Raw genomic sequence first — 23,665 nt, forward strand, 5'->3', positions numbered from 1 at the left:
TGAATTGTTCCTATCGATATCCTGATCCTTCGTCATCTGCGGCCGCGAAGGCCCTTCTGCCGTTTGGATAGCCGGACATATGGCGCGGCGGGTGGCGTGATATTTTGTGACCGTAAAACCGGCCGCCTTCAATCTGACAGTGGCTGGATTGAGGGCAATATCAAACACATAACTCCCGGGGGTGAATTGAGCCGCAGGCTCAAGAGGGGGACAGCGCCCCCGCTTTTTTCACATCTCCCAGGGAAACGTGTCGAGCCGCACCGGCCGGTCCGCGGTGACCAGTACCTGGGTTTCCAGCTTGACCGACTCGGATCCTTTCTCGCCGATCAGGCTTTCAATGCAGATCACCATGTTTTCCTCGAATTGCCCGCCGTGGGCGCCGTCAAAGTCCACATGCAGCGGAACCACCGGCCATTCGTCAGCCATGCCGACGCCGTGAGCTGCCAATGAGTAACGGTAGGGTTGATAGGCGTCCGGGATCTGCCAGCTTTTGGCGTTGAACCCGGCGAAACTCAGACCCGGCTGCAGCAGCGCCATGTTGTGTTCGATCTGCGCCCGTGCCGCCGTGTACAGCCGCTTCTGGGTGTCTGTCATCGGCACATAGCCGCAGGTCCAGCTGCGCGACAGATCCGCGCAATAGCCATAGGGGCCGATCATGTCGGTATCGAATGAGATCATCTCTCCCTCGCGGCATTCGCGGGATGAGCATTCCTTGTACCAGGGGTTGGTGTTGGGCCCACAGGTGAGAAGCTTGGTTTCCAGCCATTCGCCGCCCGAGCGCGCGTTCTCGAAATGCAGATGCGCCCACAGCTCCTGTTCGGTGACACCGGGCACCGAATGCTCGTAGATCCGCGCCATGCCGGCCTCGCAGACCCGGATGGTCCAGCGCATCAGTTCGATCTCGTCTGCCGATTTGATGGCGCGGGCGGTCTCGGTAACCTGGCCGCCGTCGATGACCTGGATGCGGTGTTCCGACAACGCATGCACGCCCTCGGGTTCAATCCGGTCGACGCCCAGCCGCAGGTTGCCGCCGCCGTATTGCTTGATCAGATCCGCGATCTCCGCCGCCCAGGGGGACAGTCTGTCCGCGGCCTTGTCACCAGCGCACATGAACATCCAGCCGATGGCGTTCCTGACCTCGTCAATGCCGGGCAAGCCATCGTTCAGATGCTCGCAGCCCTTGAATTCGAACATGATGCCGGGGCCGCCGTTCAGGATCAGCGCATAGCGGATCGGGTTATGGGCGGTCCAGATCGACATGTTGGAACAGTCGAACGCATAGCGGATATTGACCGGGTCATAGAGCAGGAGGCCCGCCACGTCCTGGCGTGCCATCTCGTCCCGCAGCCGTTGCAGGCGGTAGGCGCGGGCGCGGTCCAGAACATCCTGGCCGATCGGTGACTTCAGCGGTTTGTCTGCACCTTCCGCATTGAGGAAAGTGCGTTTGCGCTCGTCCTTGAAAACAGCCAGGCCGGTCATGAGGCGCGCCCGTAAAAGCCAATGTTCTCCGCGTCGGTGAACCGCACGCCGGGGCGTTCGTAGAAGGTGAAGACGGCGATCACCCGCGTCTTGTGCCCTTTCACAGTGCCCACCCGGTGGGGGGAGTTTTTGCCGCGGAAGATGTTGAGGGTGCCGGGGGCCAGGGTGATGGCGCGCATGTTGGGATCTTTGCCTGCCAGCAGCCGCTCGACGCCCTCGTAATTAGGGTCGTCATCGCTGCGCAGCTCGGGGCTGTAGATGAACTCACCGCCCGCATCCGGTGCTTGCAGCAGCATGGTGGTGGTGAACTCGGAGCGGTCGAAATGCCAGTTCAGCGCCTGCTCGGCCCCATAGGACATGATGTTCAGCCGCGCCAAAGGGTCGTCCATGGTGTAAAGCGCGGGCTTGTCCATGGTGGCGGCCAGGAACGCGGCAAAGGGCGGCCAGTCATAGAGGCGCAGCACCGGCGAGTCCGGGAACTGGTCGGCGCAGAGGGTGAAGTTCGAGGTCTCGACCTTTTTCAGGGCAGGGTGGTCCGGCGCCAGCCCCTCAACCGTGTCTTTGAAGTAGACGTTGTGTTCGCGCTTGTGGTGAAAGCTCTCGGTCTTAAACTTGCCCTGCAGCGCATCTGCGGCGCCTTGGGCCACTTCCGGCTTCATCAGACCGTCCAGGCTGAACATGCCGTCCGCAGCCAGCTCGGCGCGGCAGCGGTCCACCAGGGCCTGCCATTCGGGGCTGCCGGGGCGGTCGAGCGGGTAGCGGTCGAGATCGAGAATATCGTGCATGGGGTGTTCCTTGGGATCTTTCGGGCTTTGCCCAAGCCTGCGCGCCGGATGGGGATCTGACCACTATAAAATATCTTGGCGAGCATAAGTAAATCTTGCACTGTGCAGCCATGAAACTGCCGCCTCTGAATGCGCTTCGCGCCTTTGAATGCGCCGCCCGGACCGGGAGTTTTTCGGCTGCGGGCACGGAACAAGGGGTGAGTTCGGCGGCGGTGTCGATGCAGGTGAAAAACCTTGAGGACTGGCTGGGGCTGAAGCTGTTCATCCGCCGTGCGAACCAGGTGCGGCTGACCGATGCGGGGCGTGATTATTACCAGAAGGCGGCGCTGTCGCTGGCAGAGATTGCTAGTTTCACCCAAGCGCTGACCGAGGGCCGCGGGTATCGCCCGCTGGTGATTTCGGCCACACCTGCACTGGCGCAGCTGTGGCTGCCGGAACGGCTGAAGATCTTCTCGGGCGTGCGCCCGGATGTGCCTGTGCGGCTTCGGATCGAGGATGACAGTATCGACCTTGAGGCTGAGGGCATTGATGCCCGGCTGTCTTATGGCGGGGAGCATCCGGATTACCGGACACAGGAAATGTTCAAGGACCGTTTGGTGCCGGTTGGCATTGATCCGGGGGCGGATATGCGGACAGCGCCGCTGGTGGAGGTAAGCTGGGGAGAGACGATTTCGTCGGTTCCCGGCTGGCGGCAGTATTTCGTGCAGCACGGGATTGCCCGCGAAAACCCTGTGGCAGCGGTGATTGCGCAGTCGGTGCCGTCAGTCGTGCCGCTGGTGCAGGCGGGACTGGGTATTGCACTGCTGCCCGAGCAGGTGGTGAGCGGGGAAATCCGCGCGGGCAGGCTGCACCGGCTGGACGGGCCGGCGCTGGCCATGCCGCGGCCCTATGTGCTGGTTACCGCGCATTACAAGTCGCGCTCACGGCGATTGCGGACGCTTGCAGAGGCGCTGGGCGTCCGATAAGGCGCCGGTTCTGCCGCATTTGGCGGATCCGTTTTGAAAAGTGACGCGTAACAGTATATGAGGGTGGCCTGCCGGATCCTATATGGGGCCGCATGACTTGGGGGAAACGCCGATGAACATTCACAACCGCGACGCTGCCGAGGCGCCGGACCGCGAGGCGGCTGCCGCCGCGCTGGATGTGCTGCGGGCCTGGGCCGGCACTGTGACCGAGACCGAGATCGCCCAGCTGGACCCGGCGGTGGCGCGGCTGCTGCCCGGCCGCGAGGTGGGCAACTACCCGGATCTGTCGCGTCACTACCTCGAAGATTTCACGTCGGACGAGGCCTACCGCGCGACGCTGCCCGACTTGCAGAACGGCCCGACCAGCCTGATCCGCGGCGCGCAGGAGCAGATCCAGCATGTGGGGATTTCAAATTTCCGCCTGCCGATCCGGTTCCACACCCGCGATGACGGCGATCTGACGCTGGAAACCAGCGTGACCGGCACCGTCAGCTTGGATGCAGGCAAGAAGGGCATCAACATGTCCCGGATCATGCGCACCTTTTATAAACACGCCGAGCGCACCTTCAGTTTCGAGGTGATGGCCGCAGCGCTGGATGATTACCTGAGCGACCTGGACAGTCCCGATGCGCGCATTCAGATGCGATTCTCCTTTCCTGCGCGGGTTCAAAGCCTGCGGTCCGGCCTCAGCGGCTATCAGTATTACGATTTCGCGCTGGAATTGGTGGACCATGACGGCGTGCGCGAAAAGATCATGCATATGGACTATGTCTATTCCTCGACCTGCCCCTGCTCACTGGAGCTGTCAGAGCACGCCCGCCAATCGCGCGGCCAGCTGGCTACGCCGCATTCGCAGCGCTCGGTGGCGCGTATTTCGCTGCAGTCGGTGCCGGGCAGCGACTGCCTGTGGTTCGAAGACCTGATCGAACTGTGCCGCCAGGCGGTGCCGACCGAGACGCAGGTTATGGTCAAGCGCGAGGATGAACAGGCCTTTGCCGAGCTGAACGCTGCCAACCCGATCTTTGTCGAGGATGCGGCGCGTTTGTTTTGCGAGGCGCTGCAGGGCGATGCGCGAATCGGCGATTTCCGGGTGGTGGCCAGCCATCAGGAAAGCCTGCACAGCCACGACGCGGTCAGCGTGCTGACCCAGGGTCCGCTGTTCAAGGCGACGAGCCTGGATCCGAAACTGTTCTCGACCCTGATCCATCAAGGATAGCCTGCCGGGCGGCGTGCCCGGTTTGAAGGCAGGCATACAACTGACCTCCCGTAATTTCTGCGCTGCCGCATTTTTTATGCTGCCATGCAGCGAAATATGGTAAACTCCGTGCTGTAGCCTGGAGGATTCTCCAGGTGTTCAGGGGAGCCGTTGTGCATGGGGCAGGGATCTTACACCCGGTTGCCGATGCTGCAGGCCCGGACCTGCTCCGGAGCCGCACCTCTCCTTTTTTGCCCGGCTGCAACACCAACAGGCAGGGTAAAACCAGTGCATGAAGTAAGGAGTATCTGATGAGCAGTTTTCACCAGCGCGGCGCATTCTCAGCCCTGGCGCATGAATGGGCAGGTTATACAGCAGGTACACAGCTGAAGCTGTGGCGGCAGATGACCGAAGCGGCGATTACGGCGCCGCTGGAGCAGATGCGGGCCGCGCATACCATGTTTGAGATGCAGCGGAAAATCCTCGGCTTCGCGGTGCCGCAGCAGGCAAGGCCGGAAACAGCACTGCCGCAGGCCGCCCAGCCGTCAACGCCTGCGAAAGAAGACACTTCAGTTGCGCCCGCAGTGCAAGCCACGCAACCGCCTGCCAGGAAAGCGGCGGAAAGACCTGCCGCCAAAAAGAAGCCGGTTGCCAAAAAACCGGCTGCGCGCAAGACCGCGGAACAAAAACCGGCCCTGCAGGCTGCTGCAGCAAAGGCACCTGTTGCTGAAACTGTGCCGGCCGAGGCAGCAGTTGCCAAGCCGGAAGTTGCAGAACCAGTGGCGGCGACGGCAAATCAGGCACCGGCACGCGCAACAGGGAAAACGGCCGCTGAAGCGGTTTCCGAGCCATCTGCGGTGTTCCGCGGGTCCTCTGCCCGCCGCGGCAGCCCTGAAAAACAGCAAAACACTGCGCAGTCCGCCGCAGTGGCGGCAGTGACCAAGTCCTTTGCTGTGCAGACGCCCGCACCGGAAACGGCGCCCCCGGCTGCCAAGCCGGCGCGATCAGAGAAAGCGGCGCCAGGCAAACGCCCGCGCAAGCCGTCCAAACCGCGCAAGATGCCCGCACGCAACGCTGCAAAAGCCGGCGAGGGCAAGGAATAGCGGCGCAGGCTTGACACTTACCGTGCGCAGGTCCAACGCTGCCCCGCATGTTGGATCTCCGCCCGGTTGGATATGTCATCGGCCTTTTGGTCGTTATTTTGGGAGCGATGATGCTGTTCCCGCTGCTGGTCGATCTGCTGGATGGCCGCGGTGAATGGCATGTGTTTCTGGAAAGTGCGCTCTTCACCATTCTGGTCGGCGGGCTGCTGGCCTTAAGCTGCGCCAACGGGGTGCGGGAAGGGCTGAGCATCCGCCAGACCTTTTTGCTGACCACCACCGTGTGGCTGGCGCTGCCGTTGTTCGGGGCAATCCCGCTGATGCTGGGGGCAACCGAGCTACGGTTTGTCGATGCGTTCTTCGAGGCGATGTCGGGGTTGACCACCACCGGATCAACAGTGATTTCGGGGCTGGACGACCTGCCGCGCGGGCTGTTGCTGTGGCGCGGCATCCTGCAATGGCTGGGCGGTATCGGCATCATTGTTGTGGCGATGGTGTTCCTGCCCGAACTGCGGGTCGGCGGGATGCAGATCTTTAAATCTGAAAGCTTTGACACCTTCGGCAAAATCCTGCCCCGCGCGCAGGCGATCGCCAAGCAGATCTCGTTGATCTACGTGTCGCTGACCATGGCCTGCATGCTGGTCTACATGGTGATGGGGATGGGGCCGTTTGATGCGCTGGTGCATTCCATGACCACCATCGCCACCGGCGGTTTTGCCAATTACGACACCTCTTTCGGGGCCTTTGCGGGACCGGTGGAATATGCGGCGGCGATTTTCATGATCCTCGCGGCGCTGCCGTTTGTGCGCTATGTGCAGCTGATCAACGGCCATGGCACGCCGATGCTGCGGGACAGCCAGATCCGCGGTTTTATGATGACGCTGGGCATTCTGGTCGCTGTGGCAGCCGGGGTTCTGTATTACGCCAATCCGCACAGCGGGGAACAGGCGCTGCGCTCGGCCCTGTTCAACATCACCTCGATCATGTCCGGCACCGGCTATGCCAGTGCGGATTACATGCAATGGGGCAGCTTTCTGGTGATGATCTTCTTCTTCGCCGGGCTGATCGGCGGCTGTGCGGGATCAACCGCCTGTTCCGTCAAGGTCTTTCGCTACCAGTTGCTGCTGGCCTCGATCAGAACACAGATCCAGCGCATCCGGTCGCCGCATGGGGTGTTTTTCACCCGCTACGAGGGGCGCCCGGTGGACGCTGAGGTGCTCAGTTCGGTTATCTCATTCTTCATGTTCTTTGTAGTTACGCTGGGCGTTGTAGCCTGGGCGCTGGCGCTGACCGGCTTGGATTTTGTGACCGCGGTGTCCGGCGCCGCGACGGCGGTGGCCAATATCGGTCCCGGTCTGGGCGATACAATCGGGCCGGCGGGTAATTTTTCAACGCTTAATGATCCGGCAAAATGGATCCTGAGCGCGGCGATGCTGATCGGGCGGCTGGAGCTGATGGCGGTCTATGCAATGCTGACGGTTCGCTTTTGGCGCAGCTGAACGCCCCGCAGATTGGCTGAAATTGCGCAAACCGGACCTTGTGGCGGTTTGCCGCGCTGAAACGGCAGCCCGAACCGCAGCTTCCTTGCCCGATGGGGCTGCCCGCTCTTGCCCTTAAGAGATCGCTCGCATATGAGGCACGGGACTGAAACCCGCAAGCGCAGGGAGACCCGCTCCATATGCCCGTACTTGTGATGAAATTCGGCGGCACGTCTGTCGCCAATCTGGATCGCATCCGCCGCGCTGCCAAACGCGTCGGCGTTGAGGTGGCCAAGGGCTATGACGTGATCGTCATCGTGTCGGCGATGTCCGGCAAGACCAACGAACTGGTCGGCTGGGTAGATGAGACCTCGCCGCTTTATGACGCGCGCGAATATGATGCGATTGTGTCTTCGGGCGAGAATGTGACCGCCGGCCTGATGGCGCTGACACTGCAGGAAATGGATGTTCCCGCCCGCAGCTGGCAGGGCTGGCAAGTGCCGCTTTTGACCACCTCGGCGCACAGCCAGGCGCGGATTGAAGAGATCCCGCCGGAAAACATCCGCGCCAAGTTTGATGAAGGCATGAAAGTGGCGGTTGTGGCCGGCTTCCAGGGCATCAGCCCCGAAGGCCGCATCACCACGCTGGGCCGAGGCGGTTCGGACACCACTGCGGTGGCCTTTGCGGCGGCGTTTGAGGCTGAGCGCTGCGATATTTATACCGATGTGGACGGCGTTTATACCACCGACCCGCGGATTTGCGACAAGGCGCGCAAGCTGGACAAGATTGCGTTTGAAGAGATGCTGGAGCTGGCGTCGCTGGGCGCCAAGGTGCTGCAGACCCGCTCGGTTGAACTGGCGATGCGCTATAAGGTGAAGCTGCGCGTGCTGTCGAGCTTTGAGGAACAAACTGACGAGGCCGGAACCCTGGTCTGCGCCGAGGAGGAAATCATGGAATCCAATGTTGTGGCCGGTGTGGCCTATTCCCGTGACGAGGCCAAGCTGACCGTGCAGTCGGTGGCCGACCGCCCCGGCATCGCGGCAACCATTTTCACCACGCTCAGCGATGCAGGCGTGAATGTCGACATGATTGTGCAGGATATCTCGGACGAGGGCCGCACCGACATGACCTTCTCCTGCCCGACTGATCAGGTTGCCCGCGCCGAACAGGCGCTGCTGGCGATCAAGGAAAAGGGCGAGCTGAACTATGCTGAACTCTTGGCCGACAAGGATGTGGCCAAGGTTTCTGTGGTTGGTATCGGCATGCGTTCGCAGTCCGGCGTGGCCGCCAAGATGTTCAAGGTGCTGTCGGATGAGGGCGTCAACATCAAGGTAATCACAACCTCGGAAATCAAGATATCGGTGCTGATCGACCGCAAATACATGGAGCTGGCCGTACAGGCGCTGCATGATGCGTTTGAACTGGAGAAAGCCGGCTAAACGCTGATCGGATAACAGTTTTCTGAATACCGCAAAGGCGCCGATCCGGCGCCTTTGTTGTGTCTGGCCTGCCGCTGGCGGTATTTTGCGCAATGCCGTGTCAGGCTGCTCTGATTGCGGGCAATGCTGCAAAAACACTTGGACTTTTTCCGCTGGGATGGGACAAGTAGGGGGAGGAGAGAACGCTGGGATACTGCTTTGAGTGGTATTTGTTCTGGTGAACCAATCAGAGCGGCAGTGTGCGGGGAAGTGACCTCGGGAGAGGGTGGCAATGGCTGATACAACGGAATCCGAAAGCAGGAAGCTTCTGGTTCGCCTGCGCGAGGCGATGGCGGGCGACGATGCCGGCCAGGCGCGGCTCGACAAGATCACCCATCTGATCGCCGACAGCATGGGGACCGAGGTGTGCTCGGTCTATCTGTTCCGCGATGACGAGACGCTGGAGCTGTGTGCAACCCAGGGTTTGAATCTGGAATCTGTGCACCAGACCCGGATGCGCATCGGCGAGGGCCTGGTGGGCCGGGTGGCAAGATACGGCAAGGTGGTGAACACGCCGGATGCGCCCAATGCCAAGGGGTTCCGCTACATGCCGGAAACCGGGGAGGAGCGGTTTTCCTCCTTCCTTGGGGTGCCGGTGCAGCGGCTGGGCGAGATGCTGGGCGTCTTGGTGGTTCAGTCCAAGGAGGGGCGCGAGTTTTCAGCCGATGCGGTCTATGCGCTGGAAGTGGTGGCGATGGTCATCGCTGAGATGACCGAGCTGGGCGCCTTTGTCGGCGAAGGCGCGGCCCTGTCGCCACTGCACAAGCAGCCGGTTCTGATCCACGGTACCTCGGCCCAGGAAGGCGCGGCGGAAGGCCACGTCTGGCTGCATGAGCCGCGGGTGATTGTGACCAATCCGATTGCCGATGATCCCCAGCGGGAGCTGGAGCGGATGAACAGCGCGGTCGAGGAACTGCGGGTCGGCGTTGACAAGATGCTGGAAGTCTCCCGCAACGGCGACAAAGATCAGCTGCAGGTTCTTGAAGCTTACCGGATGTTTGCCAATTCCAAAGGCTGGATGCGGCGGATGGAAGAAGACATCGCCCGTGGCCTGAGCGCCGAAGCCGCGGTGGAAAAAGAGCAATCCCAGGCCCGCGCCCGGATGAGCCAGGTGCAGGACGCCTATCTGCGCGAACGGTTGAGCGACCTGGATGACCTCTCAAACCGCCTGCTGCGGATTTTGACCGGGCAGGGGGCAGACACCGGTGCCGAACTGCCGGACAACCCCATCCTGATCGCCCGCAACATAGGTCCGGGAGATCTGCTGGAGTATGGCCGCGGCCTGCGGGGCATCGTGCTGGAGGAAGGCTCGGTCGGATCCCACGCCGCTATTGTCGCGCGGGCGCTGGCGATTCCGCTGGTGGTGAATGCCAAGCGGATCACCACCGAGGCGCTGAACGGCGACCACATCATGGTGGATGGCGATCAGGGCGTGGTGCATCTGCGGCCCGATGACACGGTTGTCGGCGCCTTCCGCGACAAGATCGCAATGCATACCAAGGCGCAGGAGCGCTATGCCTCGATCCGCAGCAAGGCGGCGGTCACCACCGACGGCCAGCGCATCAATATGGTGATGAATGCCGGCTTGATGGCAGACCTGCCGTCATTGGATAGTTCGGGTGCTGAAGGTGTGGGGCTGTTTCGCACGGAATTGCAATTTCTAGTGCGAAATCAGATGCCAAAGCGTTCGGAGCTGGTTGCTTTGTACAAGCGGGTGCTGGATGCAGCCCATGGTAAACCGGTGATTTTCCGGACTCTGGACATCGGATCCGACAAAGTTCTGCCTTACATGAAACCGACGGATGAGCCGAACCCTGCACTGGGCTGGCGGGCGATCCGGGTGGGGCTGGACAAGCCCGGCATCATGCGGATGCAGCTGCAGGCGCTGTTGCGCTCTGCCGAAGGGCGGCCGCTGTCGATCATGTTCCCCTTTGTTGCACAATTCGAAGAATACCGCGCGGCCAAGGCCGAGGTGGACAAGACTATCGAACGCGAGCGCATCCTGGGCCACGTGCTGCCGGCCGAGCTGGAGATCGGCGCAATGCTGGAGACGCCGTCGCTGGCCTATGCGCCGCAGAAGTTCTTTGACGAGGTGGCCTTTATCTCGATCGGCGGCAATGACCTGAAACAGTTCTTTTTCGCCGCCGACCGCGAGAATGAGCGGGTGCGGAAACGCTATGACACGCTGAATGTGAGCTTCCTGAGCTTTATCGAGCGCATCGTGGAACGCTGCGCCATCTCAGGCACGCCGCTCAGCTTTTGCGGCGAGGACGCGGGCCGCCCGGTCGAGGCCGTATGCCTGGCCGCCATGGGCATCCGCACGCTGTCGATGCGCCCGGCCTCTATCGGACCAGTCAAGTCACTGCTGCTGCGGGTCGATCTGGGCGAGCTGCGCAAGATCATCGCGGATGCGCGCCACCGCGGCGACCAGGCGGTGCGCCCGGCGGTGATGAAATATCTGCGGGAACTTTGACGGGTACCGGTGCCTGGGGCTGGCTGATAGTTTCATTGGAATATTGAGCAGACCCGGCAGGGGCTGCGCCGAAACGTTGCACTCATTTACTTCAAGCTTAAAACTTTATGCTTGAAGTTTTCCTGGGCCTGCCTATCCTGATCTGCAAGGATGTGCGCTGAGCGGGAAAGGATGATCATGAAAGTCGCCTGTTTGGGAGGAGGGCCTGCGGGTCTTTACTTTGCGATCTCGATGAAGCTGCGCCAGCCCGAGGCACAGGTCACGGTGATTGAGCGCAACAAGCCTGATGATACCTTTGGCTGGGGCGTGGTGCTGTCGGATGACGCGCTGGAGAACCTCAGCGCCAATGACCCGAAGAGCGCCGAAGCGATCCGCGAAAGCTTTGCCTATTGGGACGATATCGCGGTGGTGCATAACGGCACCCGCACGGTGTCAGGCGGGCATGGGTTTGCCGGAATAGGCCGCAGGCAGATGCTGCTGCTGCTGCAGGACCGGGCGCGCGAACTGGGCGTTGACCTGCAGTTTGAAACCATTGCCAAGACCGCCGCGGAATATCAAGCAGACTATGATCTTGTGGTCGGCTGCGACGGGCTGAATTCCAATGTCCGCAATGAGTTCGCGGAACATTTTAAACCGGAAATCGACGTACGGCCCTGCAAGTTCATCTGGCTGGGCACCCATCAGAAATTCGACGATGCCTTCACCTTTATTTTTGAGAAGACCAAACACGGCTGGATGTGGATCCACGCCTACCAGTTCGATGCGGACACGGCGACGGTGATTGTCGAATGTTCAGCTGAGACCTGGGAGAACTGGGGCTTTGAGGGCATGAGCAAGGAGGAGACCGTCCGCACCTGCGAGGAGATATTTGCCGATCATCTGGGCGGGCAGCGGCTGATGTCGAACGCGGCGCATTTGCGCGGGGCGGCGGTGTGGATCAACTTCCCTCGGGTGCTGTGCGAGAAATGGCATCATGAGAATGTGGTGCTGCTGGGGGACGCATCCGCCACGGCGCATTTCTCTATCGGGTCGGGATCGCGGCTGGCCTTTGACAGCGCCATTGCACTGGCTGAGCTGGTCAGCACCGAACCGACGCTGGAACGTGCGTTCGAGCGTTACCAGGAGGAGCGGCGGCTGGATGTGCTGCGGCTGCAGTCGGCGGCGCGCAACTCCTTGGAGTGGTTTGAAGAGGTCGAGCGCTATCTGGATATGGATCCGGTGCAGTTCAACTATTCCCTGCTGACCCGTTCGCAGCGGATTTCCCATGAGAACCTGCGGCTGCGCGATGCGGACTGGCTGCAAAGCGCCGAGAAATGGTTCCAGGACAAGGCGGGCGTGCCCGCGGATGCACCGGTGCGGCCGCCGATGTTTGCGCCCTATCAATTGCGCGGGATGGAACTGCAGAACCGCATCGTGGTTTCGCCCATGGCGCAGTACAAGGCGGTGGAGGGCTGCCCGGTGGACTGGCACCTGATCCACTACGGCGAACGTGCCAAGGGCGGCGCCGGGCTGATCTATACCGAGATGACTTGTGTTTCGGCTGAGGGGCGGATCTCGCTGGGCTGCCCGGGGCTGTATGCACCGGAGCATGAGGCAGCTTGGAAGCGCCTGACGGATTTCGTGCATGCTGAGACCGGCGCGAAGATCTGCTGCCAGATCGGCCATTCCGGGCGCAAAGGCTCCACCCAGCTGGGGTGGGAGGAAATGGACGCACCGCTGCCGGAAGGAAACTGGGAAACGGTTTCGGCCTCGGCCATCCCGTGGTCGGAAAACAACCCGGCCCCGCGGGAGATTACACGGGGCGAAATGGATCAGATTCGCGACGAATTTGTTGCATCGGCACAAATGGCGGAGCGTGCCGGGTTTGACATGATCGAACTTCATGCGGCGCATGGATACCTGATTTCCTCGTTTTTATCGCCAAAATCGAACATTCGGGGCGATGAGTATGGCGGCTCCTTGGAGAACCGCTTGCGTTATCCGCTGGAGGTGTTCCAGGCCATGCGCGCAGTCTGGCCTGAGGCGAAGCCGATGTCTGTCAGGATCTCCGCCAATGACTGGGTGGGTGACGATGGCGTCACTCCGGAAGAAGCGGTGGAGATCGCCAAGGGGTTCACTGCGGCAGGTGCGGATATCATAGATGTCTCCGCTGGGCAGACCTCCACTGACGCGCAACCGGTCTATGGCCGCATGTTCCAGACGCCGTTTTCCGATCGCATCCGCAACGAGGCCGGGATTGCCACCATGGCGGTGGGTAATATCTATGAGGCCGACCATGCCAATTCGATCCTGATGGCGGGCCGGGCCGATCTGGTCTGTGTAGGCCGGCCGCATCTGGCGGATCCCTATTGGACCCTGCACGAGGCGGCGCGGATCGGCGACCGGCACGGGGACTGGCCGCTGCCCTATCAGGCGGGCCGGGATCAGGCTTGGCGGCTGGCCGACCGTGACGCGGAGGTGATCCGGGCATGACACGCAGGGTACTGGTAACAGGCGGCGGCACCGGCATCGGCAAGGCAATCGCGCAGGCTTTTTCAGCCCAGAACTGTCAGGTAACAATTTCCGGCCGGCGGCGCGACGCACTGGAGCAAGCCGCGAAGGGTACGGATCTTGAGATCAGACCTGCAGATGTCACGGACGAGGCCCAGGTCGCGGCGCTGTTTGACACGCCGTATGACGTGGTTGTGGCAAATGCCGGTACCGGGAACGCCGCGCGGATCGAGGATGTTGAGCTGGCAGACTGGCAGCACACCCTGACGGTGAACATGACCGGCACCTTCCTGACCTTTCGGGCGGCACTGCGGACTGGGATGAAACCAGGCGGGCGGCTGATTGCCATCGCCTCGACTGCCTCCTTGCAGGGCGGGGCGCATATCCCGGCCTATGCGGCCTCTAAGCACGGGGTGCTGGGACTGGTGCGCTCGGTCGCGCAGAGCGTGGCCAAGCGCGGCATCACTTGCAATGCGATCTGCCCGGGGTTTGTCGACACCGAGATGGCGGAGACTGCGATCAGCGGGCTGATGGCCCGGCATGACATTCCGCGGGAGAAGGCGCTGAAAATGGTGGTTGGCGGCAATCCGATGCAGCGGCTGATCGCGCCTGCGGAAGTGGCGGCAACGGCGGTGTTCCTGGCGTCAGAGGACGCGTCTTCGATCAACGGGCACGCGATGAGTGTTTCGGGAGGCGAGATTTGAGCACAACGTCAAAAGACCGGCTGCGGCTGTGGCTGAAGGTGCTGAAGGCCACCAAGGCGGTGGAGAGCGAGGTGCGTGAAAACCTGCGGCGGGACTTCGCAACCACGCTGCCGCGGTTTGATGTAATGGCGGCGCTGATGCAGCATGAAAAAGGGCTGAAAATGAGTGAGTTGTCAGGCGTTCTGAAAGTGTCGAACGGCAACGTGACCGGCATTGTCGAGCGGTTGGTGGAGGACGGCCACGTGCAGCGCGAGAAGGTCGAGGGCGACCGGCGCGCCAATCTTGTGCGGCTTACGGCGGCGGGCCAGGCTGAGTTCTCGCGCCAGGCAGAGGCGCATGAAAGCTGGATCAATGCGGCCTTTGACGGGCTGGCAACGGATGAGGCGCAGGCAATTGCCGAAAGCCTGGACGCGGTGGCGCGGCGGCTGGACGAGGGAGGCAAGGCATGAAGGTGAACACGGACCCGCAGCACTTTCTGTGCCGGATCGAGGATGGCGTTGCCACAGTCTCGCTGGATCGGCCGGAGCGGAAGAACCCGCTGACATTCGACAGCTACGCAGAGCTGCGCAACTGGTTCCGGGACTTGCACTATGACGACAGCGTCAAGGCGGTGGTGTTTGCCTCCAACGGCGGCAATTTCTGCTCGGGCGGCGATGTGCATGATATTATCGGGCCGCTGACGAAGATGAGCATGAAGGAGCTGTTGGCGTTCACCCGGATGACCGGCGATCTGGTCAAGGCAATTGTGACCTGCGGCAAACCGGTGATTGCAGCGATTGACGGGATTTGCGTTGGCGCGGGGGCAATTATCGCCATGGCCTCGGACATCCGGATTGCCACGCCGGAGGCCAAAACGGCGTTTTTGTTCACCCGTGTCGGCCTTGCAGGCTGCGACATGGGCGCCTGTGCGATCCTGCCGCGGATTATAGGCCAGGGGCGGGCGGCGGAGCTTTTGTACACCGGGCGGTCGATGAGCGCTGAGGAAGGGCATGCCTGGGGATTTCACAACAAGCTGGTGGCGCCGGACGCTCTGGAGGCGGAGGCGCAAGCCTGGGCGGCGCGGATCGCAGCAGGTCCGAACTTTGGCCACATGATGACCAAGACCATGCTGGCACAGGAATGGTCGATGTCGATTGAACAGGCGATTGAGGCTGAAGCGCAGGCGCAGGCGATCTGCATGCAGACGGCGGATTTTGAGCGTGCGTTTCATGCTTTTGTGAATAAGGAAAAACCGGTGTTCGAGGGCGACTGAGCCGCTGGAGCCGCAGGCCTCGTGCCGCAGGAGGGTACGGGAGCCTCCGGCGGGAGTATTTGGACAAAGGTGAAACAGGGAGAGCCGCGCCATGGCAGACAAGTCGTTTTTGAACTGGCCGTTCTTTGAGGACCGGCACCAGGGCTTGGCGGAGGAGCTGGAGGCCTGGGCTCGGGAGAATCTGAATGGCATAGATCATTCGGACACCGATGCGGCCTGCCGGGCTTTGGTAGCTGCGCTGGGAAAGGGGGGCTGGACGCAGCATTCCGGCGCGATGGCCGGCGGGAAATTGGACGTGCGCAGCCTGTGCCTGATCCGCGAGACGCTGGCGCGCCATGACGGGTTGGCGGATTTTGCGTTTGCCATGCAGGGGCTGGGGACCGGCGCGATTTCGCTGTTCGGGACAGAAGCGCAGCAGCAGGAGTGGCTGCCATTGACGCGGGCGGGCAAGGCGGTATCGGCCTTTGCGCTGACTGAGCCGCAGTCGGGGTCGGATGTGGCCAATTCCGCCATGACGGCGGCGCTGGACGGCGAACATTACGTTTTGAACGGTGAAAAGACCTGGATCTCCAACGGCGGGATTGCCGATGTCTACACGCTGTTTGCCCGCACCGGCGAGGCACCGGGGGCGAAGGGGCTGAGTGCCTTTGTCGTGCCGGCGGGCCTGCCTGGGTTCGAGGTGGCGGAGCGGCTGGAAACCATTGCGCCGCATCCGCTGGCAACCTTGCGTTTTACCGATTGCCGGATTCCGAAGTCGGCTTTGCTTGGCCAGCCGGGTGCGGGCTTCAAGATTGCGATGTCGGTGCTGGATGTGTTCCGTTCCACCGTGGCGGCGGCGGCGCTGGGGTTTGCCCGCCGGGCGCTGGACGAATCGCTGGCGCGGGTGGCTGCGCGGCAGGTGCAGGGCGCGCCGCTGTTTGATCTGCAAATGGTGCAGGGGCATATAGCGGATATGGCTCTGGATGTGGATGCCGCTGCGCTGCTGGTTTACCGTGCCGCCTGGGTCAAGGATTCAGGCGCCGCGCGGGTCACGCGGGAGGCGGCGATGGCCAAGCTGTTTTCCACCGATCAGGCGCAATCTGTGATCGACAAGGCAGTTCAGCTGCATGGCGGAGACGGCGTGCGCCGGGGCCAGAAGGTTGAGGAGCTTTATCGGGATATCAGGGCGTTGCGGATCTACGAGGGGGCTTCGGACGTGCAGCGGGTGGTGATCGCCCGCCAGGCGATGGGTGCCTTTCAGGGAGGGAAGTGATATGCTGGGACCAACCGCGCATGTAGACAGTTTTGCCCGGGACAACCTGCCGCCTGCGGATCAATGGCCTGAGTTTCTGCTGGAGGGGTTTGACTATCCGGAACACCTGAATGCCGCTGTCGAGCTGACCGATGCGATGGTTGAAAAGGGGTTCGGCGACCGCACTGCGCTGATAGGCAACGGGCGCTACCGGACCTACAAAGAACTGGCGGACTGGACCAACCGGCTGGCGCATGTGCTGAGCGAGGATCTGGGCGTGAAGCCTGGCAACCGGGTGCTGATCCGCTCGGCCAACAACCCGGCGATGGTGGCCTGCTGGCTGGCGGCAACCAAGGCGGGCGCGGTGGTGGTCAATACCATGCCGATGCTGCGCAAGGGAGAGCTGGCCAAGATCGTCGATAAGGCCCAAGTGTCCCATGCGCTGTGCGACACAAGGCTGAAGGATGAGCTGGTCGCCTGCGCCAAGGATTCGGAATTCCTGAAAACGGTTGTCGGCTTTGACGGCACGTCCAATCACGATGCGGAACTGGACCGGCTGGCACTGGAAAAACCCGTGGCTTATGAGGCGGTGCAGACGGGGCGTGATGACGTGGCCCTGCTGGGCTTCACCTCCGGCACCACCGGCGCACCCAAGGCAACCATGCATTTCCACCGTGATCTGCTGATCATCGCTGACGGCTATGCGCGTGAAGTGCTGGATGTGCAACCCGAAGATGTGTTTGTCGGTTCACCGCCGCTGGCCTTTACCTTCGGGCTGGGCGGGCTGGCGATCTTTCCTTTGCGCTTTGGTGCTGCGGCGACGCTCTTGGAAAACGCCTCGCCGCCGAACCTCATTGAGATCATTGAGAAATACAAGGCGACGGTTTGCTTCACCGCGCCGACTGCTTACCGCGTGATGCTGCGGGCGATGGAGGAGGGGGCGGATCTGTCGTCGCTGCGGGCGGCAGTGTCGGCCGGGGAGACTCTGCCCGCGCCGGTTTATGACGAGTGGATGCAGAAGACCGGCAAGCCGATGCTGGACGGGATCGGGGCGACGGAGATGCTGCATATCTTCATCACCAACCGGTTCAGCGACCACCGGCCCGCTTGCACCGGCAAGCCTGTGGGCGGCTATCAGGTGAAGGTGCTGGAAAAAAACGGCAACGAGGCCCCGCGCGGCGAGATCGGGCGGCTGGCAGTCAGGGGACCCACAGGGTGCCGTTACCTGGCCGATGACCGGCAGGCTGGGTACGTGCAAGACGGCTGGAACATCACCGGCGACAGTTTTATCCGGGATGACGCCGGGTATCTGCACTTTGCCGCCCGCAACGATGACATGATCGTCTCCTCCGGGTACAACATTGCAGGACCTGAGGTAGAGGCGGCCTTGCTGGCGCATGAAGCGGTGGTGGAATGCGCGGTGATCGGCGTCCCGGATGAAGCGCGGGGCGAGATTGTGCAGGCGCATGTGGTGCTGGCCGATGAGCTGGCGCCGTCGGATGAAATGGTCAAGCTGCTGCAGGATCACGTAAAGGCGGAAATTGCGCCTTACAAGTATCCGCGTTCATTGGTGTTTACCACGGCACTGCCAAAGACCGAGACCGGAAAAATCCAGCGGTTCAGGCTGAAAGCCTAGCTGCCAGGGATTTCTCAGTGCTTATCCTGTTGGCGGCTGCCAAGCAGCCGTCAGGGTGCATGAGTTTTATACTCGCAGCACGCATGCGGCATGCCGAAGGTCCGTTCTGCGGGCAACTGTGTCGCGCTCATCAACCGTTTCAACGCACTCGGCATAGCCGAGATAACGCGCATCGCATGACATCAATGGGGAAAGGGGCCATCACGCTTATCGTTGCCGAGGAATTGCGCACCATCAAAATGAAGATGAAGCACGAGAAGGCGAGCTACTACAAAACGCACGGGTTCGGGAAGAACGCGACGATCGAGTTGTATCTGGCCGGTTGTGATGACGAGATGGTCAAGGCTGTCACCGGCCACTCAGGTGTTGAGCTGCTGAAAAAGTACGGTGGGCCGATCCGGCAAAGAGAGTTGGCGAAGGGCGCGCAAGAGGCAAGAAATCAATTGGAACGAAGCAAGATCGAAACGTGAAAGTTTCAACGGTTGTTTCAAAAATCGCAGTGGAGGAGAGGATGGATGACGCAAGTCATTGATTTAATTGGAGGCGAGTACCGGAATCGAACCGGTGTACACGGATTTGCAATCCTCCAATAAATTATTTAATTTCATATACTTAAGTGAAAAATGGTATCAGGACATATGCAGAACGCTAGCGGAACCTGATACTCTCCCTTTCTGGACGCTATGGTGTGGCTATTCAGAGAGAGAATGTTCGGCTGGCAGGGCTTACGGTTGGCCCAAAAAGAAAGTCGCCGGAAGGGTTGCAGCCCTGTCCGACGACAAACAAAAGTTCTTTGCTCACCCTAACTACCAGAACCCCAAGCCCGGCTCAAGCTTGGAGCGGAAAGTGTGGTCATGACTGCGCAGCTTACCCATTGCGGGCTGCCTGATGGTATGACGCGCTGGAAGTTTTTTGGGCTTATTGAGACCGCGCGCCGTCAGCTTGGCCTGAGTAAGGGAGCAATTGCCTATCTGAAGGTCGCAATTTCAAACACCATGGAAGAGGATTACTCTGCCGGTAGGATTTGCAGTTTTTGGACCTCTGTAACAAAGATTGCAGCGCAAGCAGGGATGGACCGGCGACAGGTTGCACGCATCGAGGGCCATCTAGTTCAGCACGGCTTTCTGGCAAAGACCGCATCCGATCATAGTCGTCGCGCAGGTTGTCGAAGAGACGGCAAGATTGGCTATGAATTTGGAGTTAATCTCGCCCCTTTGATCAAGCGTGTGGCTGAGATACAGGCTGCGGCAGCAAGGGCTGCGTTTGAAAAAGATGAAGCTGAACGGCTGCGAACCCGGATAAAGAAGCTGTTTGGGGACATCCGCCGGTTACAATTCGGCGAGGCTATGGAGGCCGCTGAGGAGGTGCTTCCCAACCGCCGACCTTCGACGATCCAGAATTTCGAACGCTTGAAACAAGTCACTGAGGCACTTGAGGCAGTCTGGGACGAATTTTCGCTGAAAAACAGTAGGGGTGAAAAGTCCCTCCAGTGCGACAATTCACCCCCACCCAATACAAGTAAAGAAAATAGAGAAAAAAATTGTAGCTCCAACCTCGCTGCCACACCCGATCCAGTACGTCTTGCCCCAGGTCAAGCTGCGCTTTTAGCAAGCAAACCTCTGCAAGAGATTATCGAGCTATACTGGAATTCCTTCGACAGCCGAGGGCCGCTTAGTTGGCGAACTATTCAACTTGCCGTAAGGGAGCGCGCCGATCAACTGGGGATCAGCTCTTCAGTTTGGCAACGCCAATGCCAGGTGATTGGGGCGCAAGGAGCCACGCTGTGCCTCCTGATCGCGGATCGCAACGCGGAACGCACTGACGGCTATCGGGTGCGTGATCCTGCTGCTGCATTTATTGGTATGGTGCGATCTGAAAGACGACGCGGAGCGGTTATTCAATGCCTTCTCGGCGAACTATCTGACTTCATTGGAGCGCAGGCAAATGGCTTATGAGGTATGGTTCGCAAAAGACCACTCTCAAAATTCAGATCCCTCAGCTACTCTAGGCCGCGCGCCCATCAATAGGCTGGCGCGGGCTAGGGTTGCAGCCACCAGAGGTGGCTTCGATCCGAAGCGGATCGGCGGCGCAACCGCTTGGCTGGGTACAGGGGCGCAGCGTCCTGTCCGGCATGTTGCTTGCAACATAATAGTCGGTCCATATTGTGTTTCTTTTCAAACCCGGGGGCTGTGATGTCTGGCCCTCAATTTATGCACCTCCAGTCCTTTGCCAGGAAAGCCAACAAAGGCGGCCAATCTGTGGAGCAAGTATTAGGGGAAGCGGCTCGGGAGGCAGTGTTCTGCAAGCATGTCGTCGATCCAATCGCACCAGAGATCGTTTATGGAGGAGACATCGAAACTGTTCGACGGCTGCATGATCAGATGGTCGAAGGGGGAGGTGTCGAGGTGACTCTCAAGAGCGGCAAAGTCTCGCGCCGCGGAATTCGTAAAGATCGCCACACGCTTTTGACAGCAGTGGCCTCTCACCCGTTTCCCACGGAACTTGTCCGCGATAACCCTGATGCGCGAGCCAGCTACGAGCATTGGCGTGATCGGAATATTGTCTGGCTTAAGCAGCAATTCGGGAGCGGCCTGGTGTCAGTGATCGAGCATTGGGACGAGCAGCACCCCCACATCCATGCGTATGTTCTCCCTTTTGACGATCCCGGTTGTTCTGCCCGCCATCTCAACCCGGCGTGGGAGGCCAAAGAGACCGCGATGCGGGCAGCCAAAGAAAACGGGCATACCGACAAAGAGGCTGTGAAACTGGGCAACGTGGCTTATCGGGAGCGGGCACGCGAACTACAGGACAATTATTTCGAGAATGTGAGCTTGCCTTGCGGTCTCACACGTACTGGACCAAAGCGGCGCCGTTTGAGCCGTCAGCAATGGAAGGCTGAAAAAGAGGCAGCGCAGCGCGATGCTCAATCGCTCAAGAAGGTTAATGACCGGCAACATGCACTGACAGTGGCCAAGGCGAAGGCCGAGCAGACCTTAAAGGCGGAGGCGCAGCGCTTAGCGAACACGAAACGGCTTTGGGAGGATGCTCATCAGCGCGCGGAAAGATGGGAGGCGGATGCTGAGCGCGCAACCAAGGATGCGCAGCGTGTTCGCGAAGAGATGGGCGTCCAGCAGGCTCGCTTGCATGAAGAACAGCATCAACTCGCGCACGACCGCACAAATGCGCTGAAAGAGGTAATCGAGATCGTTCTTCAGCTTGTCCAGGGGGGTGTTAGTGGCACAGTTCGTCCACACCCGCACAAAAGATCATGGGTCATTGCTGACGAAGATCTTCGTGATCGAACCACGCAGCTGGCTGCGCCTGATTTGATCAAAAGTTTTTTTGAATCTTTTGCACGATGCATGGACATCTCTAGCTGCGCAACTGAACGATTTCGAAAGATCTAAGGCTGCTGAGGTTTTTCAAGAACCGGTTGAACGAGGGCTGAGACAGGGAGCAGAAAGCGATCCCTCACCGCGATAGGTTTTAACGGCGCAGGTCAAACTTCCAAAACAAAGGCCGGGTCAAATTCCAATTCCTCAGCCGGATACCCCCGCTGGTTCATGACGAAGCGGATCGGCCCATTATCGCCGTTTCCGACCCACTCTCCTGGATCGTGGCTGTGGCCACAAATCCAAGCATTTATGTCGAATTTCTGGATGCGTTGCCTGAGATCACAGGCGAACCCGTTGTTTGCCGCGCGTTTCGCGTCGCCACCTATCAGACGCCAGGGGGCTATGAGTTGGCGGACAGGAAGATGATGCGTCATGACCACGGTTGGCCCGTCAAACGGCGTGCTAAGGGCAGCAAAAATTGCGGCTTTGTCGCGGCTGTGACAGTTCAACATGTCCTCAAGGCTGAACAGCATATTGGGGCGGTAAAAAATGGCGCGATAGTCCGGCATCAGATCTGAGACACGCTCGCGGGCAAGGTTCTCCAGCGCGGGGTATAGCTGCAAATCGGTCCACAGCGTCGCACCGATAACTCGCACATCAGCAATTTCGGTCGCCGCGCCATGCAAAACGCGAATATCCAGCCCTTCGGCCTTGAGTTTGGCGAGCTGGCGCTCTTCGTCTCTCAGCAGATCCTGCCACACTGCCCCGTAAGGCTCATGGTTTCCCCAGATGAGCACCACTGGGCAATCATATTTTCTCGCAGCCATGGCAGGGATCTCAAGATGGCGGCCCTTTGTGTGGGTGTCGCCAGCAATAAGAATGCCATCAATGCCGCTCAACACTTCTGGTAGTTCAAACCCATGCCAGGCTTCGTCGTGCAGATCGCTCCAGACCAAAAACCGCGCCATTTGCTACTTGCTCATCAGTTCGGGGATTTGTTGTGCATCAAACTGCTGTTTTCCGTCTTGCCGGCCTTGCCAAGGTGCGCCCAACTTTCGCGAACGGGGGGGATTGTCCTCGGTCAAATCGGCTTGAAAGCCTTATCGCTGGAAGCTTGCGTATGCCCACAATATGAGGCGTTTCGTTGCGAGTGAGACATGCGCAAATGACTTAATTATTTGAAAAATAAGCGGCTTTGTTGACGAATGCTTCACAAGACGCGTTGTATTCATCGCATTCCCGAACCAATTTCGTCAATTCCTTGAAACGGGCATCTTCCGCCTCATTGCGCGATCGCGTTGCGAGTGCGGAATATTCCGCTCGCCATGTTTTGCACTGAGAAGTGTCAAAACCGTTTGGGATTTCTTTTTCACTCATTGCGATACCAAATCTCTTTGGGAAGGTCTCTTTTGCAGGCCATCACCAAAAAGAAACCTCCAGCCACGACAAAAGGTATCCCCCACCAGTCGATACCTTTGCCGTCTACAAAGGCAAGAAACAGTCCCAGGACGGTCACTACGAGGCTTAGGCCGACACCCTGGAGTCGTCGAAGCCACACCGGCGTCATGTCTTTCTTGGCATGGCACTGGCCGCAAACGTCCGCGCGCGGATCGAGTTCAGCGTAGCAAAACGGGCAATGTACGGCTTCGAGTGAAAGGATGCCGTCGGCCATTTTGATACTCCCAGCTCGAAATTAAACGAAGAAAACTATGCAAGTCAGCGGTCTTGTGATGAATGATACGATTAGTCCGTGGACGATTAAACACCTTTCTTGCGCTACAGCAATATGGAGTGCAGTTTTACAGTTGAGGATTTTGGCAAGCGTTTGCGAGCGTTGCGCAAAGAGCGCGGCTATTCGCAGGAGAGCTTTGCGCTGACGGTAGAGCTGGACCGAACTTACATCGGCGGGATCGAGCGAGGGGAGCGAAACCCTGGTCTGAAGACAATTGTAAGGATTGCCGATGCGCTCGACGTGCCAGTGGCAGATTTGTTCGTAGTCCACTGATACCCCAAGGGGTGAATACCATGCAGGCGCAGGTATCCACCAATAAAATCAATAAATTG

Annotated in this window: 21 protein-coding genes; 16 read left to right on the forward strand and 5 right to left on the reverse strand. The window is 60.1% G+C overall.

The genetic code is table 11. The annotated features are described in order from the left end of the window. Nucleotides 1-228 precede the first annotated feature (228 nt). Together L1069_RS05830 and L1069_RS05835 are read right to left on the reverse strand one after the other, a co-directional pair. Nucleotides 229-1,479 carry a Xaa-Pro peptidase family protein gene (locus L1069_RS05830; protein WP_237455019.1) on the reverse strand — a complete coding sequence of 417 codons (1,251 nt, stop codon included), beginning with the start codon at nt 1,477-1,479 and terminating at the stop codon, nt 229-231. Next, nucleotides 1,476-2,264 carry a 2OG-Fe(II) oxygenase gene (locus L1069_RS05835; protein WP_237455020.1) on the reverse strand — a complete coding sequence of 263 codons (789 nt, stop codon included), beginning with the start codon at nt 2,262-2,264 and terminating at the stop codon, nt 1,476-1,478. The genes L1069_RS05830 and L1069_RS05835 overlap by 4 nt, the downstream gene beginning before the upstream one ends. Nucleotides 2,265-2,374: 110 nt before the next feature. Here L1069_RS05835 and L1069_RS05840 point away from each other — a divergent pair, with 110 nt between their 5' ends. From L1069_RS05840 to L1069_RS05910, 15 genes are all read left to right on the forward strand, one after another. Beyond that, nucleotides 2,375-3,229: a LysR substrate-binding domain-containing protein gene (locus L1069_RS05840; RefSeq protein ID WP_237455021.1), complete on the forward strand. Its 855-nt coding sequence runs from the start codon at nt 2,375-2,377 to the stop codon at nt 3,227-3,229. A 112-nt stretch (nt 3,230-3,341) separates the two neighbouring features. Next, entirely contained in the window at nt 3,342-4,445 is a 1,104-nt protein-coding gene (folE2, locus tag L1069_RS05845; RefSeq protein WP_237455022.1) for a GTP cyclohydrolase FolE2, read from the forward strand. Nucleotides 4,446-4,735: 290 nt separating this feature from the next. Continuing rightward, nucleotides 4,736-5,527, forward strand: coding sequence for a hypothetical protein (locus tag L1069_RS05850; protein ID WP_237455023.1), 792 nt, complete (start codon nt 4,736-4,738; stop codon nt 5,525-5,527). Nucleotides 5,528-5,574: 47 nt separating this feature from the next. Then, the gene (locus L1069_RS05855) at nt 5,575-7,023 is read left to right on the forward strand and encodes a TrkH family potassium uptake protein (RefSeq protein WP_237455024.1); all 1,449 of its coding nucleotides are present in this window, start codon (nt 5,575-5,577) and stop codon (nt 7,021-7,023) included. 179 nt (nt 7,024-7,202) lie between these two features. Further along, nucleotides 7,203-8,441 (forward strand): aspartate kinase, encoded by a 1,239-nt coding sequence (locus L1069_RS05860; protein ID WP_129370346.1) that lies wholly within the window; start codon nt 7,203-7,205, stop codon nt 8,439-8,441. Nucleotides 8,442-8,712: 271 nt separating this feature from the next. Continuing rightward, complete coding sequence (gene ptsP, locus L1069_RS05865; RefSeq protein ID WP_129370347.1) at nt 8,713-10,953, forward strand: phosphoenolpyruvate--protein phosphotransferase; 2,241 nt, start codon at nt 8,713-8,715, stop codon at nt 10,951-10,953. A gap of 177 nt (nt 10,954-11,130) precedes the next feature. Next, entirely contained in the window at nt 11,131-13,425 is a 2,295-nt protein-coding gene (locus L1069_RS05870) for a bifunctional salicylyl-CoA 5-hydroxylase/oxidoreductase (protein WP_237455025.1), read from the forward strand. Beyond that, nucleotides 13,422-14,147 carry an SDR family NAD(P)-dependent oxidoreductase gene (locus tag L1069_RS05875; RefSeq protein WP_237455026.1) on the forward strand — a complete coding sequence of 242 codons (726 nt, stop codon included), beginning with the start codon at nt 13,422-13,424 and terminating at the stop codon, nt 14,145-14,147. Before L1069_RS05870 ends, L1069_RS05875 begins: the two co-directional genes overlap by 4 nt. Further along, nucleotides 14,144-14,596, forward strand: a complete 453-nt coding sequence (locus tag L1069_RS05880; RefSeq protein ID WP_237455027.1) for a MarR family transcriptional regulator — start codon at nt 14,144-14,146, stop codon at nt 14,594-14,596. Before L1069_RS05875 ends, L1069_RS05880 begins: the two co-directional genes overlap by 4 nt. After that, nucleotides 14,593-15,399, forward strand: a complete 807-nt coding sequence (locus L1069_RS05885) for an enoyl-CoA hydratase family protein (RefSeq protein WP_237455028.1) — start codon at nt 14,593-14,595, stop codon at nt 15,397-15,399. Before L1069_RS05880 ends, L1069_RS05885 begins: the two co-directional genes overlap by 4 nt. Before the next feature lie 91 nt (nt 15,400-15,490). Then, complete coding sequence (locus L1069_RS05890; protein ID WP_237455029.1) at nt 15,491-16,651, forward strand: acyl-CoA dehydrogenase family protein; 1,161 nt, start codon at nt 15,491-15,493, stop codon at nt 16,649-16,651. A gap of 1 nt (nt 16,652) precedes the next feature. Beyond that, nucleotides 16,653-18,266: an AMP-binding protein gene (locus tag L1069_RS05895; protein ID WP_237455030.1), complete on the forward strand. Its 1,614-nt coding sequence runs from the start codon at nt 16,653-16,655 to the stop codon at nt 18,264-18,266. A gap of 59 nt (nt 18,267-18,325) precedes the next feature. Next, entirely contained in the window at nt 18,326-18,736 is a 411-nt protein-coding gene (locus L1069_RS05900; protein ID WP_237455031.1) for a hypothetical protein, read from the forward strand. A gap of 384 nt (nt 18,737-19,120) precedes the next feature. Then, nucleotides 19,121-20,221 carry a helix-turn-helix domain-containing protein gene (locus tag L1069_RS05905; RefSeq protein WP_237455032.1) on the forward strand — a complete coding sequence of 367 codons (1,101 nt, stop codon included), beginning with the start codon at nt 19,121-19,123 and terminating at the stop codon, nt 20,219-20,221. 237 nt (nt 20,222-20,458) lie between these two features. Then, a complete protein-coding gene (locus L1069_RS05910; protein ID WP_237455033.1) occupies nt 20,459-21,673 on the forward strand; it encodes a hypothetical protein in 1,215 nt (404 codons plus the stop codon). Nucleotides 21,674-21,765: 92 nt separating this feature from the next. On the opposite strand, the gene L1069_RS05915 is transcribed toward L1069_RS05910, so the two are convergent. The 3 genes from L1069_RS05915 to L1069_RS05925 form a co-directional block, all read right to left on the reverse strand. Next, complete coding sequence (locus L1069_RS05915; RefSeq protein WP_237455034.1) at nt 21,766-22,569, reverse strand: metallophosphoesterase; 804 nt, start codon at nt 22,567-22,569, stop codon at nt 21,766-21,768. A gap of 202 nt (nt 22,570-22,771) precedes the next feature. Continuing rightward, on the reverse strand, nt 22,772-22,978 hold the full coding sequence (locus tag L1069_RS05920) for a hypothetical protein (RefSeq protein WP_237455035.1): 207 nt from the start codon (nt 22,976-22,978) through the stop codon (nt 22,772-22,774). Then, the gene (locus tag L1069_RS05925; RefSeq protein ID WP_237455036.1) at nt 22,971-23,273 is read right to left on the reverse strand and encodes a hypothetical protein; all 303 of its coding nucleotides are present in this window, start codon (nt 23,271-23,273) and stop codon (nt 22,971-22,973) included. The genes L1069_RS05920 and L1069_RS05925 overlap by 8 nt, the downstream gene beginning before the upstream one ends. A gap of 99 nt (nt 23,274-23,372) precedes the next feature. Here L1069_RS05925 and L1069_RS05930 point away from each other — a divergent pair, with 99 nt between their 5' ends. After that, nucleotides 23,373-23,606 carry a helix-turn-helix transcriptional regulator gene (locus tag L1069_RS05930; RefSeq protein WP_237455037.1) on the forward strand — a complete coding sequence of 78 codons (234 nt, stop codon included), beginning with the start codon at nt 23,373-23,375 and terminating at the stop codon, nt 23,604-23,606. Nucleotides 23,607-23,665: the final 59 nt, after the last annotated feature.

The organism is Leisingera sp. MMG026 (assembly GCF_021654205.1).
Taxonomy (GTDB): domain Bacteria; phylum Pseudomonadota; class Alphaproteobacteria; order Rhodobacterales; family Rhodobacteraceae; genus Leisingera.

Excerpts from the sequence above, each read along its gene's own strand:
- L1069_RS05850 (WP_237455023.1), top strand. The coding sequence starts at position 4,736 with ATGAGCAGTTTTCACCAGCGCGGCGCATTCTCAGCCCTGGCGCATGAA.
- L1069_RS05920 (WP_237455035.1), bottom strand. The coding sequence starts at position 22,978 with ATGAGTGAAAAAGAAATCCCAAACGGTTTTGACACTTCTCAGTGCAAA.
- L1069_RS05885 (WP_237455028.1), top strand. The coding sequence starts at position 14,593 with ATGAAGGTGAACACGGACCCGCAGCACTTTCTGTGCCGGATCGAGGAT.
- L1069_RS05840 (WP_237455021.1), top strand. The coding sequence starts at position 2,375 with ATGAAACTGCCGCCTCTGAATGCGCTTCGCGCCTTTGAATGCGCCGCC.
- L1069_RS05835 (WP_237455020.1), bottom strand. The coding sequence starts at position 2,264 with ATGCACGATATTCTCGATCTCGACCGCTACCCGCTCGACCGCCCCGGC.
- L1069_RS05870 (WP_237455025.1), top strand. The coding sequence starts at position 11,131 with ATGAAAGTCGCCTGTTTGGGAGGAGGGCCTGCGGGTCTTTACTTTGCG.
- L1069_RS05905 (WP_237455032.1), top strand. The coding sequence starts at position 19,121 with ATGACTGCGCAGCTTACCCATTGCGGGCTGCCTGATGGTATGACGCGC.
- folE2 (WP_237455022.1), top strand. The coding sequence starts at position 3,342 with ATGAACATTCACAACCGCGACGCTGCCGAGGCGCCGGACCGCGAGGCG.
- L1069_RS05855 (WP_237455024.1), top strand. The coding sequence starts at position 5,575 with ATGTTGGATCTCCGCCCGGTTGGATATGTCATCGGCCTTTTGGTCGTT.
- L1069_RS05860 (WP_129370346.1), top strand. The coding sequence starts at position 7,203 with ATGCCCGTACTTGTGATGAAATTCGGCGGCACGTCTGTCGCCAATCTG.
- L1069_RS05890 (WP_237455029.1), top strand. The coding sequence starts at position 15,491 with ATGGCAGACAAGTCGTTTTTGAACTGGCCGTTCTTTGAGGACCGGCAC.
- L1069_RS05830 (WP_237455019.1), bottom strand. The coding sequence starts at position 1,479 with ATGACCGGCCTGGCTGTTTTCAAGGACGAGCGCAAACGCACTTTCCTC.
- ptsP (WP_129370347.1), top strand. The coding sequence starts at position 8,713 with ATGGCTGATACAACGGAATCCGAAAGCAGGAAGCTTCTGGTTCGCCTG.
- L1069_RS05875 (WP_237455026.1), top strand. The coding sequence starts at position 13,422 with ATGACACGCAGGGTACTGGTAACAGGCGGCGGCACCGGCATCGGCAAG.
- L1069_RS05915 (WP_237455034.1), bottom strand. The coding sequence starts at position 22,569 with ATGGCGCGGTTTTTGGTCTGGAGCGATCTGCACGACGAAGCCTGGCAT.
- L1069_RS05900 (WP_237455031.1), top strand. The coding sequence starts at position 18,326 with ATGAGTTTTATACTCGCAGCACGCATGCGGCATGCCGAAGGTCCGTTC.
- L1069_RS05895 (WP_237455030.1), top strand. The coding sequence starts at position 16,653 with ATGCTGGGACCAACCGCGCATGTAGACAGTTTTGCCCGGGACAACCTG.
- L1069_RS05925 (WP_237455036.1), bottom strand. The coding sequence starts at position 23,273 with ATGGCCGACGGCATCCTTTCACTCGAAGCCGTACATTGCCCGTTTTGC.
- L1069_RS05910 (WP_237455033.1), top strand. The coding sequence starts at position 20,459 with ATGTCTGGCCCTCAATTTATGCACCTCCAGTCCTTTGCCAGGAAAGCC.